This window comes from Paenisporosarcina sp. TG-14, from assembly GCF_000297555.1.
GTDB lineage: Bacteria > Bacillota > Bacilli > Bacillales_A > Planococcaceae > Paenisporosarcina > Paenisporosarcina antarctica.
In genome coordinates this window covers 89,155-107,105 of sequence record NZ_AMGD01000039.1, presented here as the reverse complement: position 1 = coordinate 107,105, position 17,951 = coordinate 89,155, and the positions used below count along the sequence as shown (strand labels likewise).

Annotated in this window: 18 protein-coding genes; all 18 read right to left on the bottom strand. The window is 37.6% G+C overall.

Going from position 1 to position 17,951, the window contains the following annotated elements; genetic code table 11:
* Positions 1-89: 89 nt before the first annotated feature.
* Positions 90-1,757 carry a ribonuclease J gene (locus C406_RS0112025; RefSeq protein WP_017380881.1) on the bottom strand — a complete coding sequence of 556 codons (1,668 nt, stop codon included), beginning with the start codon at positions 1,755-1,757 and terminating at the stop codon, positions 90-92.
* Between the two features lie 112 nt (positions 1,758-1,869).
* Entirely contained in the window at positions 1,870-2,763 is an 894-nt protein-coding gene (gene dapA / locus C406_RS0112020; RefSeq protein WP_017380880.1) for a 4-hydroxy-tetrahydrodipicolinate synthase, read from the bottom strand.
* Between the two features lie 14 nt (positions 2,764-2,777).
* Complete coding sequence (locus tag C406_RS0112015; RefSeq protein WP_017380879.1) at positions 2,778-3,818, bottom strand: aspartate-semialdehyde dehydrogenase; 1,041 nt, start codon at positions 3,816-3,818, stop codon at positions 2,778-2,780.
* 79 nt (positions 3,819-3,897) lie between these two features.
* On the bottom strand, positions 3,898-4,491 hold the full coding sequence (locus C406_RS0112010; protein WP_017380878.1) for a dipicolinate synthase subunit B: 594 nt from the start codon (positions 4,489-4,491) through the stop codon (positions 3,898-3,900).
* Positions 4,458-5,303, bottom strand: coding sequence for a hypothetical protein (locus tag C406_RS0112005; protein WP_017380877.1), 846 nt, complete (start codon positions 5,301-5,303; stop codon positions 4,458-4,460). Before C406_RS0112005 ends, C406_RS0112010 begins: the two co-directional genes overlap by 34 nt.
* A complete protein-coding gene (locus C406_RS0112000; RefSeq protein WP_017380876.1) occupies positions 5,300-5,569 on the bottom strand; it encodes a YlmC/YmxH family sporulation protein in 270 nt (89 codons plus the stop codon). The genes C406_RS0112005 and C406_RS0112000 overlap by 4 nt, the downstream gene beginning before the upstream one ends.
* A gap of 599 nt (positions 5,570-6,168) precedes the next feature.
* Positions 6,169-7,407, bottom strand: a complete 1,239-nt coding sequence (locus C406_RS0111995; protein ID WP_017380875.1) for a M16 family metallopeptidase — start codon at positions 7,405-7,407, stop codon at positions 6,169-6,171.
* Positions 7,408-7,507: 100 nt separating this feature from the next.
* Positions 7,508-9,625: a polyribonucleotide nucleotidyltransferase gene (gene pnp / locus C406_RS0111990; RefSeq protein WP_017380874.1), complete on the bottom strand. Its 2,118-nt coding sequence runs from the start codon at positions 9,623-9,625 to the stop codon at positions 7,508-7,510.
* Positions 9,626-9,811: 186 nt separating this feature from the next.
* Positions 9,812-10,081 (bottom strand): 30S ribosomal protein S15, encoded by a 270-nt coding sequence (gene rpsO, locus C406_RS0111985; RefSeq protein ID WP_017380873.1) that lies wholly within the window; start codon positions 10,079-10,081, stop codon positions 9,812-9,814.
* A gap of 133 nt (positions 10,082-10,214) precedes the next feature.
* A complete protein-coding gene (gene ribF, locus C406_RS0111980) occupies positions 10,215-11,165 on the bottom strand; it encodes a riboflavin biosynthesis protein RibF (protein WP_017380872.1) in 951 nt (316 codons plus the stop codon).
* Positions 11,162-12,094 carry a tRNA pseudouridine(55) synthase TruB gene (gene truB / locus C406_RS0111975; RefSeq protein ID WP_017380871.1) on the bottom strand — a complete coding sequence of 311 codons (933 nt, stop codon included), beginning with the start codon at positions 12,092-12,094 and terminating at the stop codon, positions 11,162-11,164. Before truB ends, ribF begins: the two co-directional genes overlap by 4 nt.
* A gap of 85 nt (positions 12,095-12,179) precedes the next feature.
* Complete coding sequence (rbfA, locus tag C406_RS0111970; RefSeq protein ID WP_017380870.1) at positions 12,180-12,590, bottom strand: 30S ribosome-binding factor RbfA; 411 nt, start codon at positions 12,588-12,590, stop codon at positions 12,180-12,182.
* Between the two features lie 22 nt (positions 12,591-12,612).
* The gene (locus C406_RS0111965) at positions 12,613-12,891 is read right to left on the bottom strand and encodes a DUF503 domain-containing protein (protein WP_017380869.1); all 279 of its coding nucleotides are present in this window, start codon (positions 12,889-12,891) and stop codon (positions 12,613-12,615) included.
* Positions 12,888-15,524 carry a translation initiation factor IF-2 gene (gene infB / locus C406_RS0111960; protein ID WP_017380868.1) on the bottom strand — a complete coding sequence of 879 codons (2,637 nt, stop codon included), beginning with the start codon at positions 15,522-15,524 and terminating at the stop codon, positions 12,888-12,890. Before infB ends, C406_RS0111965 begins: the two co-directional genes overlap by 4 nt.
* A 4-nt stretch (positions 15,525-15,528) precedes the next feature.
* Entirely contained in the window at positions 15,529-15,849 is a 321-nt protein-coding gene (locus C406_RS0111955) for a YlxQ family RNA-binding protein (RefSeq protein ID WP_017380867.1), read from the bottom strand.
* Positions 15,846-16,124 (bottom strand): RNase P modulator RnpM, encoded by a 279-nt coding sequence (rnpM, locus tag C406_RS0111950; RefSeq protein WP_017380866.1) that lies wholly within the window; start codon positions 16,122-16,124, stop codon positions 15,846-15,848. The genes C406_RS0111955 and rnpM overlap by 4 nt, the downstream gene beginning before the upstream one ends.
* A gap of 18 nt (positions 16,125-16,142) precedes the next feature.
* The gene (gene nusA, locus C406_RS0111945; RefSeq protein ID WP_017380865.1) at positions 16,143-17,321 is read right to left on the bottom strand and encodes a transcription termination factor NusA; all 1,179 of its coding nucleotides are present in this window, start codon (positions 17,319-17,321) and stop codon (positions 16,143-16,145) included.
* Between the two features lie 23 nt (positions 17,322-17,344).
* Positions 17,345-17,821, bottom strand: coding sequence for a ribosome maturation factor RimP (rimP, locus tag C406_RS0111940; RefSeq protein ID WP_017380864.1), 477 nt, complete (start codon positions 17,819-17,821; stop codon positions 17,345-17,347).
* Between the last annotated feature and the right edge of the window lie 130 nt (positions 17,822-17,951).

The following is a 17,951-nucleotide window of genomic DNA, read 5'->3' as shown; positions in this document are numbered from 1 at the left end:
ACTGTGATACCTTTCACCTTCTTTCATTAGTAAAGAAAAAGGATTTCCTGCCGATATAAATGGCGAGGAAATCCTTCCGCTTTTTCACCTTAATATTCCATAATAATCGGGATGATCATAGGACGTCTTTTCGTTTGTTTATATAGATACGAATTTAAGGTGTCACGAATTTCTTGTTTGATATTTGTCCACTCAAATGTTTCTTTAATTACATATTTCTCAACAATTTTCTTCACGAGTTGTGCTGACTCATCCATCAATTGTTCTGACTCACGAACATATACAAATCCGCGTGATAAGATTTCCGGACCAGAGGCAATTTTCTTTTGTGCACGGTTTAAAGTGACTACAACGATCAAGATACCATCTTGTGATAGTAGTTTACGATCGCGCAACACGATGTTCCCTACATCCCCGATACCAATTCCATCGATTAAGATGTTACCAGCTTGTACACGTCCACTCATACGCATTTTCCCGCTCTTATACTCAACTACATCACCTTTATCAGCAATAAAGATTTGATTTTTCTCTAATCCAGTAGCTTGCGCAAGTTTCGAGTGAGCCATCAGCATGCGGTATTCACCTTGAATAGGGATAAAGAATTTTGGTTTCATTAAGTTTAACATCATTTTTAAATCTTCTTGACTACCATGCCCAGAAACATGAACTTTTTCACTAGCAGTCAACACTTTTGCACCTGCTTTAGCTATGTGGTTCATCGTTTTAAACATCGCTACTTCCATACCTGGAGATGGCGTGAATGTAATTAATACCGTATCTGTATCTTTTAATTTAACATCTTTATGATGTTTTCTAACCATTTTATCAAGAGCTTCTAATGGTTCCCCTTGATTACCTGAAACAATAATTATTACTTCATCGTCTGCGTAATTCCCAATATCTTTAATCGGAATAAGTGTTTCTTCATTTATCTCTAAGTACTCTAATCGCTTACCTACTTCAAATACGCTTTCCAACGTTTTACCCACTAATGCAACTTTACGACGGGATTCAATTGCATTGTCAAACACTTGTTGAATACGAATAAAGTTTGAAGAATATACAGAAACAATTATACGGCCTTTTGAACTATGGAAATTCTCAGATAAATGTTCTTCAATGACAGATTCAGAAGTTGTGTAGCCAGGTCGTTCTGCTTCAGTTGAGTCTGACATTAAAATAAATACGCCTTCTTCTCCAAGACCTGCCATTTTGGCGATGTCTGGACGATAGCTTCCTTTTGCAGATTGGTCGAATTTGAATTCACCAGTATGCACAATTGCTCCTTCAGAAGTGTGGAAGACAATTCCTAAAGAATCTGGAATACTATGCGTTGTATGGAAAAATGTTACGTGTGTTGATTTAAAGTTCATACGGCTTTTATTTGTTACTTCAAAGAATTTGACAGGTTGAGCTGCTGGTAATTCTTTCAAATGCTCTTTTGCTAAGGCGATAGTTAGACGAGAGCCGTATACTGGTGCTTGAATCTTATTTAGCAAATACGAAATGGAGCCAATTGCATCTTCATGTCCGTGCGTTAAAAAGATTCCTTTTATTCGCGCTTTATTTTCTTCTAAATACGTCACGTCTGGAATAACTATATCAATTCCAAGCATTTCATCTTCAGGAAACATTAGTCCACTATCTACTACAAATATTTCTTCATCAATCTCTACTACATACATAGCTTTTCCGATTTCCCCAACTCCACCGAGAGGGATAATTCGAATGTTTTCATTTATTGTTTTTGTCACGTGCTTTCCTCCTAAAAATTAACCCGATCAACTTCCACTAGTATTCATTATACGGGACGCATGACAACAGTACAAACAAAAAAAGGTCAGTGCATCACTGACCTTTTAAAATTTATCTAAAGCTCTGCTGTTTTTCCTTATATTGTGACCAAACTTGATCGAAATTTTGTTGTTCTTCGTCTATCATATCAACCAGTGGTAATCGAACTGAACCTACATCTAAACCCAATTTTCCCAATGCATATTTAACTGGAACTGGATTTGGTTTTGCAAAGAGCGCTCGAATTAGCGGTAATAATGCATGGTGAATTATAGCAGCATCTTGATGTCTTCCCTCTTCAAACGCACGTATTAATTTTTGCATATCTGCTCCAACCACGTGGGAAGCAACGGACACAACACCTGCACCTCCAATGGATAGTACAGGTAACGTTAACCCATCATCTCCACTGTAGACTGCAAAATCAGCATGACTACCAGCAATAATATCTGACATTTGTTCTAAGTTGCCACCAGCCTCTTTAATAGCTTGAATATTTGAGATTTTACTAAGCTTCAATACTGTCTCTGGTAACATATTGACAACAGAACGACCTGGAATATTATAAAGTAAAACGGGCAATTTAGTTTCATTTGCTATCGTTTTAAAATGTTCATACATACCACGTTGATCAGGTTTATTATAATACGGGGTAACAAGCATAATACCATTTACACCCGCTTCATCTGCTATTTTCGTCAAGTCAATCGAAGCTTTCGTGCTGTTACTTCCAGTACCCGCAATTACAGGAATACGATTATTTACCGAATCCACCGTAAAACGAATTAAGTCCGCTTTTTCATTATCAGTTAATGTAGGTGATTCCCCAGTCGTTCCACAAACCACAACCGAATCAGTCCCAGTAGCAATTAAATGTTCAATCAGTTTTGCGACCATTTCAAAATGAATGGACCCATCCGGTAAAAAGGGTGTGATCATCGCTGTAGAAACGCGACCTATATGCATAAGCAACTCTCCTTTTAAATAATACCGTCTTCAATCAATACTTCTGCAATTTGTATTGAGTTAAGTGCTGCACCTTTCAATAAATTGTCTGCGACAATCCATATATGAAATCCTTTATCATTTGATAAATCTTTTCGAATACGACCAACAAATACCTCGTCTTGCCCTTCCGCAAATAACGGCATTGGATATTCTTGTTTTGCAGGATTATCGAGAACTTTAATCCCTTTTGCTGATTCCAATACGGAACGGATATCAGATACACTGACTCCTGCTTTCTCTACCTCAATAAAAACAGATTCAGAGTGTCCTGAAACGACAGGTAGACGAACACATGTAGCAGCAACTGAAAGATTTGGCATATGCATTATTTTCTTTGTTTCATTGATCATTTTCATTTCTTCTAACGTATATCCATTGTCGTCAAAAGTATCGATTTGTGGAATGACATTAAACGCAATCGGATAATGTATTTCTGCGCCTTTAACTGGTAAAACTTGAGCTTCTGAAATTTTCGTTTTCCCAAACGTTAAACTCTGTGCTTCTAACTCATTTATTGCAACTACTCCAGCACCTGATACTGCTTGATAAGTAGATACGATGACATTGTTCAAACCAAATGCTTCTTTTATAGGTTGCAAGGCACACACCATCTGAATCGTTGAACAATTCGGGTTGGCAATAATACCAGTGTGTAATTTAAGATCTTGTCGATTCACTTCTGGAACAACAAGCACAATTTCTTTATCCATACGAAATGCACTCGTATTATCAATGACCACTGCACCGCGCTTTACAGCTTCTGGTGCAAGTTCTTTAGAAACTGAACCACCTGCACTAAATAGAGCAATATCAACACCATTAAAGGCTTCAGGCGTAGCTTCTTCAATGGTGTATGACTGCCCTTTGAATACAATAGATTTTCCTGCTGAACGTTTGGATGCTAAAAATTTTATATGTTCAATTGGGAACTTTCGTTTCTCTAGTTGTTCCATCATTTTTTCGCCTACTGCACCGGTTGCACCGACAACAGCGACTGTGTAACTTTTAGACATGACACTCACTCCCTCTAGCCAACTAATTGGTTATATTGTCGGTTATTGTATCATAATCTTGCGGTAATGTGCATGAAAATTAATCCGATTGTTTGTGTTGGATTAATAGGGGTTGAAGTTGTTGGTGTGCAATAGCTTGAACAATCGTAGGTACAATCAAGTTAAAGTCGGAGATAAGAGAGTTTGGTTTTTTATAGGGATCATCTTGACCAAATGGTATGAAATAAATGTGTTTAGCATTTAATAACCGCATCACGTTGACCCCGTTTAATCCAAGTGCATCGTTGGTTGAAATGCCAATGACGACGGGTCGCCCATTTCTAATCGTTGCTTTCGCGGCCATCAAAACAGGTGAATCCGTTGCTGCATTGGCAAAACGACTAATAGAATTCCCAGTCATCGGCGCTATCACCATGCAATCAACTGGCGCTTTTGGTCCCAGAGGCTCTGCTTCTGCAATTGTTGATATTACTTTTGCGCCAGCAGCTTCTTCGATTTTCCGTACCCATTCTTCTCCAGTGCCAAATCTTGTAGCAGCTACCAAAACTGAATGTGACACAATTGGCACAACTACTGCTCCTTGTTCTCTTAACACAGTGATTTTTGGCACCACTTCTTCATACGTACAATGTGATGCAGTTATTCCAAGTCCAATTCGTTTACCTTGTAACACACCGTTCCTCCTTCTAGATTTTTTGCTGACTCAGTCACACACTTAAAAAGTAACTTTGCAGCGTCCTCTTTTAAAAACTGCCCTGGCAAAGATGTATAAAGTTTATATTTATGTGAATAGTCCCCCTCCAAAGCTAAACAGCCTGGTGAGGACGCAATATCATAAAATCGTTGGCATGTTGTTAATAATGAATGATAGCCTTGCGTTAACCATTTAGCAGGTATTGTATTAATGAAAATTGACTGATCACATGTGATACCATGCTCTAATTTTCTCGTTTCATATCCCATCGCCTGTGCTTCTGCTAATTGAACCGAAGATCGGACAACAATTTGCGGATGAGCATCCATTCGCTTTAGCTGTGTTGCAAGCAATTTTGCGACGCGTCCGAAACCTGAAATCATAAATTGTTTACCAGCAACCATTTCATGTTCTTCTAAATAATATGCTGCAATAAAACCTTCTGCAGTTAGCTTTGCATTTAACCAAATAAATTGTTCATTCTCAAGATATGCTTCAACATCGAGCTCGCTCGCTTCAAAAAAGCGTGTCCATTCTGGTGATAGTTTTCCTATAAAACATTTTTTTACAGTTTTAAAAAATTCTAATCCAACCGAATCCGTTACAATTTCAAGTGGTTGAATGGGAAGCACCAAGATATCTGGTTGAAATGATAATAAATCTCGCTCTACTTGGTAACTCCAAGCTTTTGTTTTTAGAAATAACACATGAACATTTAATTGTTCCAATAAAATTGAGAGCTTCTCCATGCGAGGATCAGTTCCAATAATGCACCACTTAAGCACCGTCATAGTGATTTTTCCGAATGCAAGTGAGATGTTTTTGTAAAGAGAATACGATCTTCACCAATAAGTGTGATATCCTCCCAAGCGATATACATGTTTTGGTTTACTGATTTTGTTTTAAATGGTCTGTTTCCTAGTTCTTTTAGTATTAGAAATCCAATGATTTTACCGCTGATTGGTTCAAAAAGTAATTCAGTATCTGCAAGTAACCCAAATCGCTTGCCATCTTCAATTTGAATTAATTCTTTCACTGCTAATTCTGAAAGCAACATATGACTCCTCCTCCATGTTCATCTCCTTAAATATATGCAAAGAAAGAATCACATGTTCACAAGAAAAGTGAAGAAGAATAATTTAGATCAACTCCGATGTAAATAGAAAACTTATTTTTAAAATGAAGGGGGTGAGAAGGGGGTGCGTTCATCCCGTCAGTATTCCTGTTAAGAGTCCCCGTATTACGGATGCAAGAGATTCTACAGCCGGTACAGATATAAATAGTCAAGCTGATTTCAAATTAGCTTCTCTAAATTTTAATGGTATTGGTTTATTAATATAGGAGAATCTTATGAGATAGTTGAAAAGAAAAAGCTTTTATAAAATATAGTACACATGAACTGGCTGCTGGTATTGAAATTAATTTTTAATAGATTATCTGAAGGTATGCATCTGAATAAGTTCAAAAAAAGCAGCATATCAATCTTAGTCGATTGATATGCTGCTTTTTGAATTTCTTCTTTTCCCAACTTATCCCTTACAACTTTCTGTTTTTTTTAGTCTTGAATCGTTTGTTTTAGAGGAGCGACGATTGTAGTAACTATAATAACGTAGATAAGATTTAGCGACTACAGTATTCAAATCAAAAAAAAGACAATCACAGTGGATTGTCTTTTTTTGGCGTAATGATTGAAACTGCAGGTTTATTAGCAAATATTTCTGTCACTAACTTTTGTACTTGATGAATGTGCACTTCATCAATTGACTGCAACACTTCATCGTACGTTTTATGTTTTTTGAAAATTAATTCATTTTTGCCATTGCGACTCATTCGGGCATTTGTGCTTTCTAATCCGAGCATTAGATTGCCTTTTAATTGCTCTTTCGCATTGTTTACTTCTGTATCTGTTACACCTTCGTCCACCACTTTTTGAATGGTTTCAAAAATGGTATCTTGCAGTTTCTGTAATTGATTGTTCGATGTACCCCCATAAATTTCAACTGATCCAGAATCTTCAGAAGAAGAATGATACGAATATATTGAATAGGCTAATGCCTTTTCTTCACGTACTTCTTGGAATAAACGAGACGACATATTGCCGCCTAATATATTATTCATTACTACTAAATCATATATATGCTTATCTTTAACACTCAACCCTGGATAACCAAGACAAATATGACCTTGTTCTGTTTCACGTGACTTAAGTGATTCACCTGGACTGAAAATCGGAATAGACATAGAATCTCTCTCAGCTAGTTTAGAGCTTGATTTAAATTGTCCGAATAATGAATCAATGTAATCAATATAGCCTTCTTGAATATTTCCTGCAACAGAGATAACTATATGGTCAGGTCGATAGTGGTGATCCATAAATTGATGAATTGAATCTTTGTCAAACGTTTCAAGCGATGATTTTGTCCCTAAAATAGATGCACCTATTGATTGGTTAGGATACATTACATTCCATAATTGCTCATGGACATCATCGTCTGGCGTATCCTCAACCATTAATATTTCCTCTACCACGACTTGACGTTCTTTATCGATTTCAAGTTCATCAAACTCCGAGTGGAAAAACATATCTGCTAATACCGATATCGCATGCTTAGCGTGATGATCTAATACTTTTGCGTAATAACATGTTTGTTCTTTTGAGGTAAATGCGTTCACATAACCGCCAATGCGATCAAATTCTTCAGCAATTTGACGAGCTGTACGAGTCGCTGTACCTTTAAAAAGCATATGTTCAATAAAATGAGTTAAGCCATTTTCTTCAGGTTTTTCGTGTCTCGATCCAACGTCAACCCATACACCCACAGCGACTGATCGAACATGTGGAATATGTTCAAATACTATACGCACACCATTTTGACTTGTTCTTTTTTGTAGCACAGTAACTTAATCCCCCATACTCTCGAAAAAAAAGATTGCCATACATCAGTTGGCAACCTCTTTTCTTTATTTATAATTTATTACTTATTATTTCTATTTATTAGGCTTGTTCTAATTCAGCTGCTTCTTTTTCTTCTTTAACAACGATTTTACGTGATAAGTTCACTCTGCCTTGATTATCAATTTCGATAACCTTAACTTTTAATTCGTCATCAAGTTTCAGAACATCTTCAACTGATTTTGTACGTTCTTCTTGAATTTCAGAAATATGAAGAAGGCCATCTTTACCAGTGAAAATTTCTACAAAAGCACCAAATTTCTCAATGCGTTTCACTTTACCCATAAAGTATTCTCCAACTACAGCAACACGTACAATATTTTCAATAATTTCTTTTGCACGTGCAATCATCGCTTCATCAATTGAAGAAATATAAATTGATCCATCTTGCTCTGTATCAATTTTAACGCCTGTTTCATCAATAATTTTATTGATTTGTTTTCCGCCTGGTCCAATTACATCGCGAATCTTATCAGGATTGATTTTCACTTTGACAATCTTAGGAGCGTATTTAGATAGTTTCTCGCGTGGTTCGGAAATAGTTGCGATCATACTTTCTAGTATATGCATTCTACCAATTTTAGCTTGTGTTAATGCTTCTTCTAATATGCTACGTGATAATCCGTCGATTTTAATATCCATTTGAAGTGCAGTTACACCTTTTGCAGTTCCTGCTACTTTAAAGTCCATATCTCCTAAGTGATCTTCCATTCCTTGGATGTCTGAAAGAACTGAATAATCATTACCGCGTTTAATAAGACCCATAGCAATACCAGCTACTGGCGCTTTTATTGGTACACCTGCATCCATCATCGCTAGAGTTGATGCACAAATACTTGCTTGAGACGTAGAACCGTTAGATTCAAGAACTTCTGAAACTAAACGTATTGTATATGGAAATTCTTTTTCGTCAGGAAGTACTGCTTTTAACGCACGTTCTCCTAAAGCACCATGACCGATTTCACGACGGCCAGGTCCACGCATTGGACCTGTCTCCCCAACACTAAATTGTGGGAAGTTGTAATGATGCATAAAACGTTTTGACTCTTCAATTCCTAAACCATCAATAATTTGAACATCGCCTAATGCACCTAAAGTTGCAATACTTAGAGCTTGAGTTTGTCCACGTGTAAACAAACCAGATCCATGTGTGCGAGGTAAAATACCTGTTTCAGATGACAGTGGACGAATTTCGTCTAATTTACGACCATCTGGACGGATTTTATCTTCAGTTATTAAACGACGAACTTCTTCTTTTACCATTTTATCAAGAATTTCTCGAACTTGTTTAAGTTCTGCATTATCTACTTCACGTTCTACAAATATTGCGATTACTTCATCTTTAACTTCGTTGATTGCTTTTTCACGTGCATGTTTTTCTTGCACTTGAATTGCGTTAATCAGTTTTGATTCGCACATTGAGCTAATTTCAGCAGAAAGTTCAGCATCAAGTTCGTACAATTTAATATCTAATTTTTCTTTGCCTAAAAGAGCTGCAATTTCTTCTTGTAATTCAACCAATTTAATAACTTCTGCGTGACCGAACATAATGGCTTCTAACATAACTTCTTCTGGAATTTCTAAAGCACCAGCTTCCACCATGTTGACTGCATCTTTTGTTCCCGATACGATTAAATCAATTGTACTTTGTTCCATTTGAGCTTGAGTTGGATTAATCACGAATTTATCGTCAATTAAACCGACTTGAACACCAGCAATTGGTCCTCCAAAAGGAATATCAGAAATCATTAAAGCTAAAGATGAACCGAACATTGCAGCCATTTCTGATGTGCAATCTTGGTCAACTGACATGACAATTGAAATAACTTGGACTTCGTTACGGAAACCATCTGGGAATAATGGGCGTAGAGTTCTGTCAATCAAGCGACTTGTTAAGATCGCATTTTCTGATGGACGGCCTTCTCGTTTAATAAATCCACCTGGAATTTTTCCTGCAGCGTAAAGACGCTCTTCATAATTGCAAGTAAGTGGGAAGAAGTCAAGTGGTTTTGGATGTTTAGAAGCTGTTGCTGTTGCAAGAACGGTGGAATCACCATAACGTACCATCACAGCACCATTTGCTTGTTTAGCAAACTTGCCTATTTCTACTTGTAATGGACGACCTGCCCATTCGAAATTAAAAATTTGTTCTTTGTTCATTGATTGAACTCCTCCCACACTAAAAATATTGTAAAATTTAGTTGTATGTATCATTAGTAGTGTATCAAAAAAGCAATTATTATGCGAAATCTTTTATAGTAACAGTATGAGTGGCTATTTAATAGGGAGAATTTTTTAGAACATAAAGAAAAAGCGGGACGTATCCCGCTTTCAGTAAAGTACATTTTATCGACGTATACCAAGTTTAGCGATCAATGCGCGGTAACGTGATACTTCGTTTTCACGTAAGTATTTTAACAAGTTACGACGACGTCCAACCATTTTGAATAGACCGCGACGTGAGTGGTGGTCTTTCTTGTGTGTACGTAAATGACCATTCAAATTGTTAATGTCTTCTGTTAATACTGCGATCTGAATGTCTGCGGAACCAGTGTCGCTTTCATGAGTACGATACTCAGCGATTAGTTCATTTTTGCGTTCTTGTGTAACTGCCATTCTGGTTCACCTCCAATTCTCATAATATCCCCAATTACCGAGCAAACGTTGGTGATTCGTATTGCCGAGCAACGGTTTAGCATATCTCTATGCACCTATGAATATTATCACATTTCATGCAATTCTGCAACTCTTAGTTTAACTTTTGAAGAAACGAAATAGCCGTTTTTTTATCTTTATTAATTTGTTGTTTTAACGAATCAATTCCATCAAATTTACGTTCATTTCGAATATGATGATACCAATCAACATAGACCTCTTCGCCATAAATATTTCTATCAAAATTAAACAAATGTACTTCAATCGTTAATTTCTTTTCGTCAGGTGATTTAAAAGTAGGTTTATACCCCACATTGCAAACGCCATCAAACCATTCATCCTGCACTAGCATCCTAACAGAATATACCCCAGTTGCTGGAATGAAAGATCCTTCTTTTGCTTGAATATTCGCTGTTGGAAAACCTATTTGGCGACCTCTCTTGTCTCCATGAACGACTATACCTGGAATTTGAAAAGGTCTACCGAGCAATTCATGAACTTTTTCCATGTCCCCTGCAGTTAATGCATGTCGGATACGTGTTGAGCTGATTTTTATACTGTCATCTGACTTTTTCTCAACGACTGAAACATTAAATTGCTTTTTGGCTAATTGTTTCATCACGTTCATATCCCCACTTCCAAAAGCACCAAAAGTGAAATCAAATCCCGCCGTTACATGGGTAACATTCAATTGATGAATGAACGTTTCAACGAATTGTTCAGGCGTTAATTGCGCGAAATCAGACGTAAAGCGAACAACAAATGTTGTATCTACTCCCATGGATTCAAGCAATTCTAATTTTTGATCAAGTGGAGTAATATAAAACACTTTTTCGTTGCGTTTGCCAAGAACAATCGAAGGGTGTGGATCAAATGTCATGACTGCTAATTTCAATCCTTTTTCTAGAGCTTCTTTATTAGCATGATCAATAACTTCTCGATGACCTAAGTGAACTCCGTCAAAAAAGCCGATTGCTAAAGAAAAAGGACCAGAAATTATGGAATCACTTATATGATGTGGGTATGATAAGTGTACAATGTTCATTTGGCATCTCCTTCTTTATCTAATCGATTAAACATTTTTTCAGGCTTCATCCTTCCTTCTTTTGAAGGATGCTTAATATACACAGCAACTGCTTGAGAATCTTTCGTATAAACGATTCGCTGATGATCATTAAGTGCCTCAATCGCATCTAATACTTGTCCATTTTTTATGGCTTTTTCTAAATCACTAGGCACTTCAAATTTCGGCATATCTTGCAGTGCATAATCTAAATCATATAATTTATCAGTTAATAATTCGTTGTCAACGAGATCTTGAACTTGTTTTAATGTCAGACAATCGGTGGCTGTAAATGTTCCAGAATTCGTTCGCACTAAATTCGACATATGAGCAGGATACCCTAGTTTTTCACCAATCTGAACAGCAAGTGTTCGAATATATGTTCCTTTGCTACACGAGACGCGAATTCTAAAGGAAACATGTTTGCCTGAATATGAGGCTTCTTCACTTAAAAGTGTTAGTTCATAAATTTTCACTTGCCTTGTTGGTCTTTCAACCGAAACTCCAGCTCGTGCATATTCATAAAGTTTCTTCCCATTTACTTTAACAGCTGAGTACATAGGAGGAGTTTGTTCTATTGTTCCAGTCAAGGCTGTTAAAGCAGATAGAATATCCTGTGGAGTGAAATGTTTGTGCGAATCATTTGATTCTACTACATCTCCATCTGCATCTTCAGTTGTAGTAGATGCACCAATCGTCACTTCAGCTTCATAAATTTTACCTGCATTTGTAAGATACTCCGCTACTTTTGTAGATTCTCCTAAACAAATAGGTAGAACCCCTTCCACACTTGGATCAAGAGTTCCTGTATGGCCGATGCGTTTCATTTTTAAAATTTTACGTAGTTTAAAGACGCAATCGTGGGATGTCATCCCTTTTTCTTTCCATAGCGGAAGAATGCCATTTTGCATTCGTTCCAACTCCTTTAATGAGTATTATGTAGGTTGTAAATAGTAAAGAAGCCTGCTAAAACTAAGTTTCGCAGACTTCTTTTGGTTATTTAATTTCTTCAGTTTTGATTTCTTCAATCTCCACTAAATCAGTTTCGGTTTCTTCAACCTCAACTTCTTCAGTTTTGATTTGTTTAAGAAGGTTATCGATCTTATTTCCGTAATCGAAAGACTTGTCAAGTTCAAACATAAGTTCTGGTGTCTTACGTAATCTAATTCTTTGACCGATTTCGGTACGGATAAATCCTTTAGCTTGCACTAAACCTTTTAACGTTTCGCGACGTTTTTTATCGTCACCGAGAACGGTAATAAAGACAGTTGCTTGTTGTAAATCACCAGTAACTTCTACATCTGTTACTGTGACAAACCCAATACGGGGGTCTTTTAGTTTACGAGCGATTATTTCGCCTAATTCTTTTTTCATTTGTTCTGCTACTCGATTTGAGCGATTCGCCATGATGGCTTCACCTCTGTTCTATCTATAAATGTTCACGGATAGTTTCCGTTCTTTCCCACTCTGGATTAGACTCCAAGTAATTAATTGCGTGGGTGAGTTCACGGTCGCTTGCATCGCTTGAAGAAGCTACACAGACAATCGCAATACGCGTCCTTTGCCATTTATCTTGATGGTCTATTTCAGAAATCGATATGTTAAACTTTTGCTTCGTTCGAGTAAGCATGCGCTGCAGGACAGCGCGCTTCTCTTTTAACGAATGGGACGTCGGAATGATGAATTCACACTCCGCATACGAAATCATTTGCGTTTGATCTCTTCCATTACGAACGATTCAATAATGTCGCCTTCTTTGACATCATGATAGTTTTTCACAGTTATCCCACATTCATACCCTTTTGCAACTTCTTTTGCATCATCTTTGAAACGTTTAAGTGAATCTAATTCACCTTCAAATACGACAATGCTGTCACGAATGACACGTACGCCACTATCTCGGGCAATTTTACCTTCAATTACATAACTTCCAGCAATTGTTCCGATTTTCGTAACTTTAAATGTTTCACGTACTTCAGCTTGACCAATGATTTTTTCTCGGAACTCAGGATCAAGTAAGCCAGTCATTGCAGCTTCAATTTCTTCAATTACTTTATATATAATGCGGTGTAAACGAATGTCTACTCCTTCAGCTTCTGCTGCACGTTTTGCATTGATATCTGGTCGCACATTAAATCCAATAACAATTGCATTTGAAGCAGCTGCAAGTGAGATATCAGATTCTGTAATCGCACCAGCACCAGTGTGAATAATTCGTACATTTACGCCTTCAACTTCAAGTTTCATTAGAGAAGCAGCCATAGCTTCTACAGCACCTTGAACGTCAGCTTTAACAATAAGGTTTAACTCTTTCATTTCACCTTGTTTCATTTGGTCAAATAAGTTTTCAAGAGTTACACGAGTTTTTTCTGAACGTTGTGCTTGTATTGCGGTAGATGCACGTGATTCCCCTACTTGACGAGCCGTTTTCTCATCTGCAAAGACTACAAAACGATCTCCAGCTTGTGGTACATCATTTAAACCAGTAATTTCAACAGGTGTACTTGGACCTGCTTCTTTAACGCGACGTCCTAAATCGTTGACCATCGCACGTACTCGACCATAAGTATGACCAACTACAATTGGATCTCCAACTTTAAGTGTTCCGTCTTGTATTAGAAGTGTAGCAACTGAGCCACGTCCTTTATCAAGTTGAGCTTCAATCACTGTCCCTATTGCACGACGACTAGAGTCTGCTTTTAGCTCAGCTACTTCTGAAACTAATAGAATCATTTCTAACAAGTTATCAATACCGTCACCTTTTAGTGCTGAGATAGGAGCGAAAATTGTTTCTCCTCCCCATTCTTCAGAAACTAATCCGTGTTCAGTTAATTCCTGCATTACGCGTTCAGGATTAGCACCTTGCTTATCCATTTTATTCACTGCTACAATAATTGGCACTTCTGCGGCTTTTGCATGGTTAATCGCTTCAACTGTTTGAGGCATAACACCATCATCTGCTGCGACTACCAAAATCGTAATATCAGTTACTTTTGCTCCACGTGCACGCATTGTTGTAAATGCTGCGTGACCAGGTGTATCTAAGAACGTGATTTTCTTACCGTTTTCCACAACTTGGTAAGCTCCAATATGTTGTGTAATCCCGCCAGCTTCGCCAGCAGTTACTTTCGTATGACGAATAGAGTCTAGAAGAGTTGTTTTACCATGGTCAACGTGACCCATAATGGTTACAACAGGTGGACGTTCTTTTTGAACACCTTGTACTTCTTGTTCAGATTCGAAATATCCTTCTAAATCCGAAATATCAACACGAATTTCTTCTTCAACTTCAACACCATAGTCTGTACAAATTAATTCAATTGCATCTTTATCTAATTCTTGGTTAATTGTTGCCATAACACCAAGCAAGAATAATTTTTTAATAATTTCAGACGGTTCTCTACCTAATTTTTTCGCTAGTTCGCCAACTGATAATGATTCATAGAAAGTGATTTTCTCTGGTAATTCTTTTTCTTTTTTCGGTACTGGCGGTGCAACTGGTTGACGATTTTGTTTCCCTTTGTTTCTTCCACCAGCACGGTTACCAGTTCCTGGACGGTGATTTCCTCCACCACCTGGACGGAATGATGAACCCGGAGCACGATTTGGACCAAAGTTCTTTTCTTTCGTCTGTGCTCCTTGTTCTTGCTTGCGACCTTCACCAGAAGTTGTTGTCACAGGTTTTTGCTTATCACGTGATGGAGTACTAGTACTCGTTACACCACGACTTTGACCTACTGGTGGTTTTGGACCAGTTGTTTGCGGACGGTTGGCTTGAGAACTGCTACCTTGAGTACGGTTACCTTGATACCCACCGCCTTGTGGACGATCTCCTTGCGGCTTGTTACCTTGATACCCACTGCCTTGTGGACGATCTCCTTGTGGCTTGTTACCTTGGTAGCCACTGCCTTGCGGACGATCTCCTTGTGGTTTGTTACCTTGATAGCCAGTACCTTGCCCTTGAGGACGATTCCCCTGATACCCACTACCCTGTGGACGATCTCCTTGTGGCTTGTTACCTTGGTACCCAGGACGATCTCCTTGCGGTTTATTACCTTGATAGCCACTCCCTTGTGGACGAGTACCTTGTGGTTTGTTACCTTGATACCCAGTACTTTGCGGACGAGTACCTTGTGTAACATTGTTACCCTGAGTTGCCGGTTTTGGAGTTGAAGTCGTTGTTGTTTTTTTATAGACAGAGTCTAATTTAGAAACAGCGTCTCCTTCTAATGTCGACATATGATTTGTTACATTTACTTCTAGTTTAGTTAATTGATCAATAACTTCTTTACTTGTTTTATTAATTTGTTTTGCATATTCATGAACCCGTAATTTGGTCATTAGGTCACCCCCGGTTAAATTCGTTGAGAAGTTCAATCAGTTTTTTTGCGAAACCTTGGTCATTAATTGCGAGTACCACTCGTTCCGCTTTTCCTGTTGCATGTCCGAGATCTGAACGATCACCGAATACATGTAGCTCAACGTTGTAAGAATTGCATTTATCTTGAATTTTTTTCATTGTGTTATCTGAAGCATCTGTTGATATAATAACTAGTTTTGCACGGTTATTACGAATATCTTTGACCACTAGTTCTTCACCAGAAATCAACATTCTTGCACGCACAGCTAGTCCGAGAAGTTGTAAAATTTGTTGCTTTTGTTTCATTTCATTTTCTCTCTTTCAATCACAGTTAACAATTCATCAAAAATGCTCTCTGGTATTTTTGTTTCTAATTGGTTATCTAGGACTTTGCGTTTTTTCGCGATTTCAACAGCTTGTTTAGTTTTAGAAACATATGCACCACGACCAGACTTTTTACCAGATAAGTCGACCGAAACTTCGCCTTCTTTTGACCGCACAATTCGAATCATTTCTTTTTTAGGAAACATTTCACCTGTTGCAACGCATTTTCTTAAAGGTATTTTCTTTTGACTAGACATCAAAATTCACCTCTTCGTTTATTCTTCGTTTTTGTATAAATCAAAGTTATCTTCACTATTTTCTTCGTACTCTTCATCTATGTTATCTTCGTTTTCAGAGGAATAAGTTGAAGGATAAATACCAAGTTCACGAGCATCTGTTTCACTCTTAATATCAATTTTCCATCCAGTCAATTTAGCAGCTAAACGTGCATTTTGACCACGTTTACCAATTGCTAACGATAATTGATAATCTGGTACTACTACAGTCGTCGATTTTCCTTCTTCATTTACTTGCACATCCAACACTTTAGATGGGCTAAGCGCATTTGCAACAAAAATCGCAGGATCTTCAGACCACTCTACTATATCAATTTTTTCTCCATTTAACTCGTTTACGATTGTTTGCACACGTGAGCCTTTTGCACCTACACATGAACCTACTGGATCTACATCTTCATTATGAGCAACAACTGAAATCTTAGATCGATCGCCAGCTTCACGAGCTATTGATTTAATTTCCACGATGCCATCATAAATTTCAGGAACTTCCATTTCAAACAAACGACGAAGTAATCCTGGATGCGTGCGTGAAACAAATACTTGCGGCCCTCTTGTTGAGCGTTCTACTTTGGTAATAAACACTTTAATGCGTTCATGAGGATGGTATGTTTCAGTTAGAATTTGTTCATTGACGGGTAGCACCGCTTCAACTTTTCCAAGTCCCACATAAATATTACGAGCATCTAAACGTTCAACAATACCATTTACAATGTCTTCTTCACGGTCAACATATTCTTCATAAATCATACCCCGCTCTGCTTCGCGGACACGTTGTGTCACAACTTGTTTAGCAGTTTGTGCAGCGATACGGCCAAAGTTTCTAGGCGTTACTTCCTCCTCCACAATGTCACCAAGTTCAAACGCTGGATTTATTATTTTTGCTGCTTCCAATGAAATATGTAGACGTTCGTCTAATACATCTTCCACTACATCTTTGCGTGAAAATACTAGCATTGTTCCTTTGTCCATATTCAGATCCACACGGACATTTTGTGCTTGGTTAAAATTACGTTTATACGCTGTAACAAGCGCCGCTTCAATCGCTTCAATTAAGACATCTCGTGAAATTCCTTTTTGTTTTTCAAGAGCTATTAAAGCATCTAGCAACTCATTTGCATTTGCCTTTGACTTTGACTTAGCCTTTGCCTTTGCCATTTCATTTCACTCCTACATTCACATTATGCTGAGAAATTGATCGCTAAACGAGCGAAGGCAACTTTCTCTTTTGCAAGTTGAACTTTGATTTTTCTCGTTTTTATCCGAACATCTATTTCTAAACCTTGTTCGTTATAAGCAGTTAAGATTCCTTCAAATTCTTTTAAACCATTTACAGCCTCGTAAGTTTTCACATGAATATATTGACCAATTGCTCGTTGGTAATCACTCTCTTTTTTCAATGGGCGTTCAGCCCCTGGTGAGGAAACTTCTAAAAAGTAGTTTTGTTCGATTGGATCTTCTGCATCTAACATTTCACTTAGTCGTTCACTTACAAGTGCACAATGTTCAATGTCAATGCCACCTTGTTGTGTATCTACATAAATACGTAAAAACCAATTACGACCTTCTTTTACGAACTCTGTATCTACTAGTTCTAGATTTAGTTCTTCAACAATGGGCGTTACAAGCTTTTCAATTTCTTTTAATATAATGCTCATACATGCCTCCCGCCACAACTTATTTTCGACATAACAAACAGAAAAGAGTGGGAAATCCCACTCTTTGGCCATAAATCTATCAACAACTTGTTATAGAAATCATACCATACGAACACTCACAGTGCAAATT

Bases quoted from the DNA above. Each gene is read 5' to 3' on its own strand.
- dapA (WP_017380880.1), bottom strand. From the start codon at position 2,763: ATGCATATAGGTCGCGTTTCTACAGCGATGATCACACCCTTTTTACCG.
- C406_RS0111955 (WP_017380867.1), bottom strand. From the start codon at position 15,849: ATGAAACAAAAGCAACAAATTTTACAACTTCTCGGACTAGCTGTGCGT.
- truB (WP_017380871.1), bottom strand. From the start codon at position 12,094: ATGCAAAATGGCATTCTTCCGCTATGGAAAGAAAAAGGGATGACATCC.
- C406_RS0112000 (WP_017380876.1), bottom strand. From the start codon at position 5,569: ATGTTGCTTTCAGAATTAGCAGTGAAAGAATTAATTCAAATTGAAGAT.
- pnp (WP_017380874.1), bottom strand. From the start codon at position 9,625: ATGAACAAAGAACAAATTTTTAATTTCGAATGGGCAGGTCGTCCATTA.
- rnpM (WP_017380866.1), bottom strand. From the start codon at position 16,124: ATGTCTAGTCAAAAGAAAATACCTTTAAGAAAATGCGTTGCAACAGGT.
- C406_RS0112015 (WP_017380879.1), bottom strand. From the start codon at position 3,818: ATGTCTAAAAGTTACACAGTCGCTGTTGTCGGTGCAACCGGTGCAGTA.
- ribF (WP_017380872.1), bottom strand. From the start codon at position 11,165: ATGAACATTGTACACTTATCATACCCACATCATATAAGTGATTCCATA.
- C406_RS0112005 (WP_017380877.1), bottom strand. From the start codon at position 5,303: ATGACGGTGCTTAAGTGGTGCATTATTGGAACTGATCCTCGCATGGAG.
- infB (WP_017380868.1), bottom strand. From the start codon at position 15,524: ATGACCAAATTACGGGTTCATGAATATGCAAAACAAATTAATAAAACA.
- rpsO (WP_017380873.1), bottom strand. From the start codon at position 10,081: ATGGCAGTTACACAAGAACGCAAAAATGAACTAATCGCTGAGTATCGT.
- C406_RS0111965 (WP_017380869.1), bottom strand. From the start codon at position 12,891: ATGATTTCGTATGCGGAGTGTGAATTCATCATTCCGACGTCCCATTCG.
- nusA (WP_017380865.1), bottom strand. From the start codon at position 17,321: ATGGCAAAGGCAAAGGCTAAGTCAAAGTCAAAGGCAAATGCAAATGAG.
- rbfA (WP_017380870.1), bottom strand. From the start codon at position 12,590: ATGGCGAATCGCTCAAATCGAGTAGCAGAACAAATGAAAAAAGAATTA.
- rimP (WP_017380864.1), bottom strand. From the start codon at position 17,821: ATGAGCATTATATTAAAAGAAATTGAAAAGCTTGTAACGCCCATTGTT.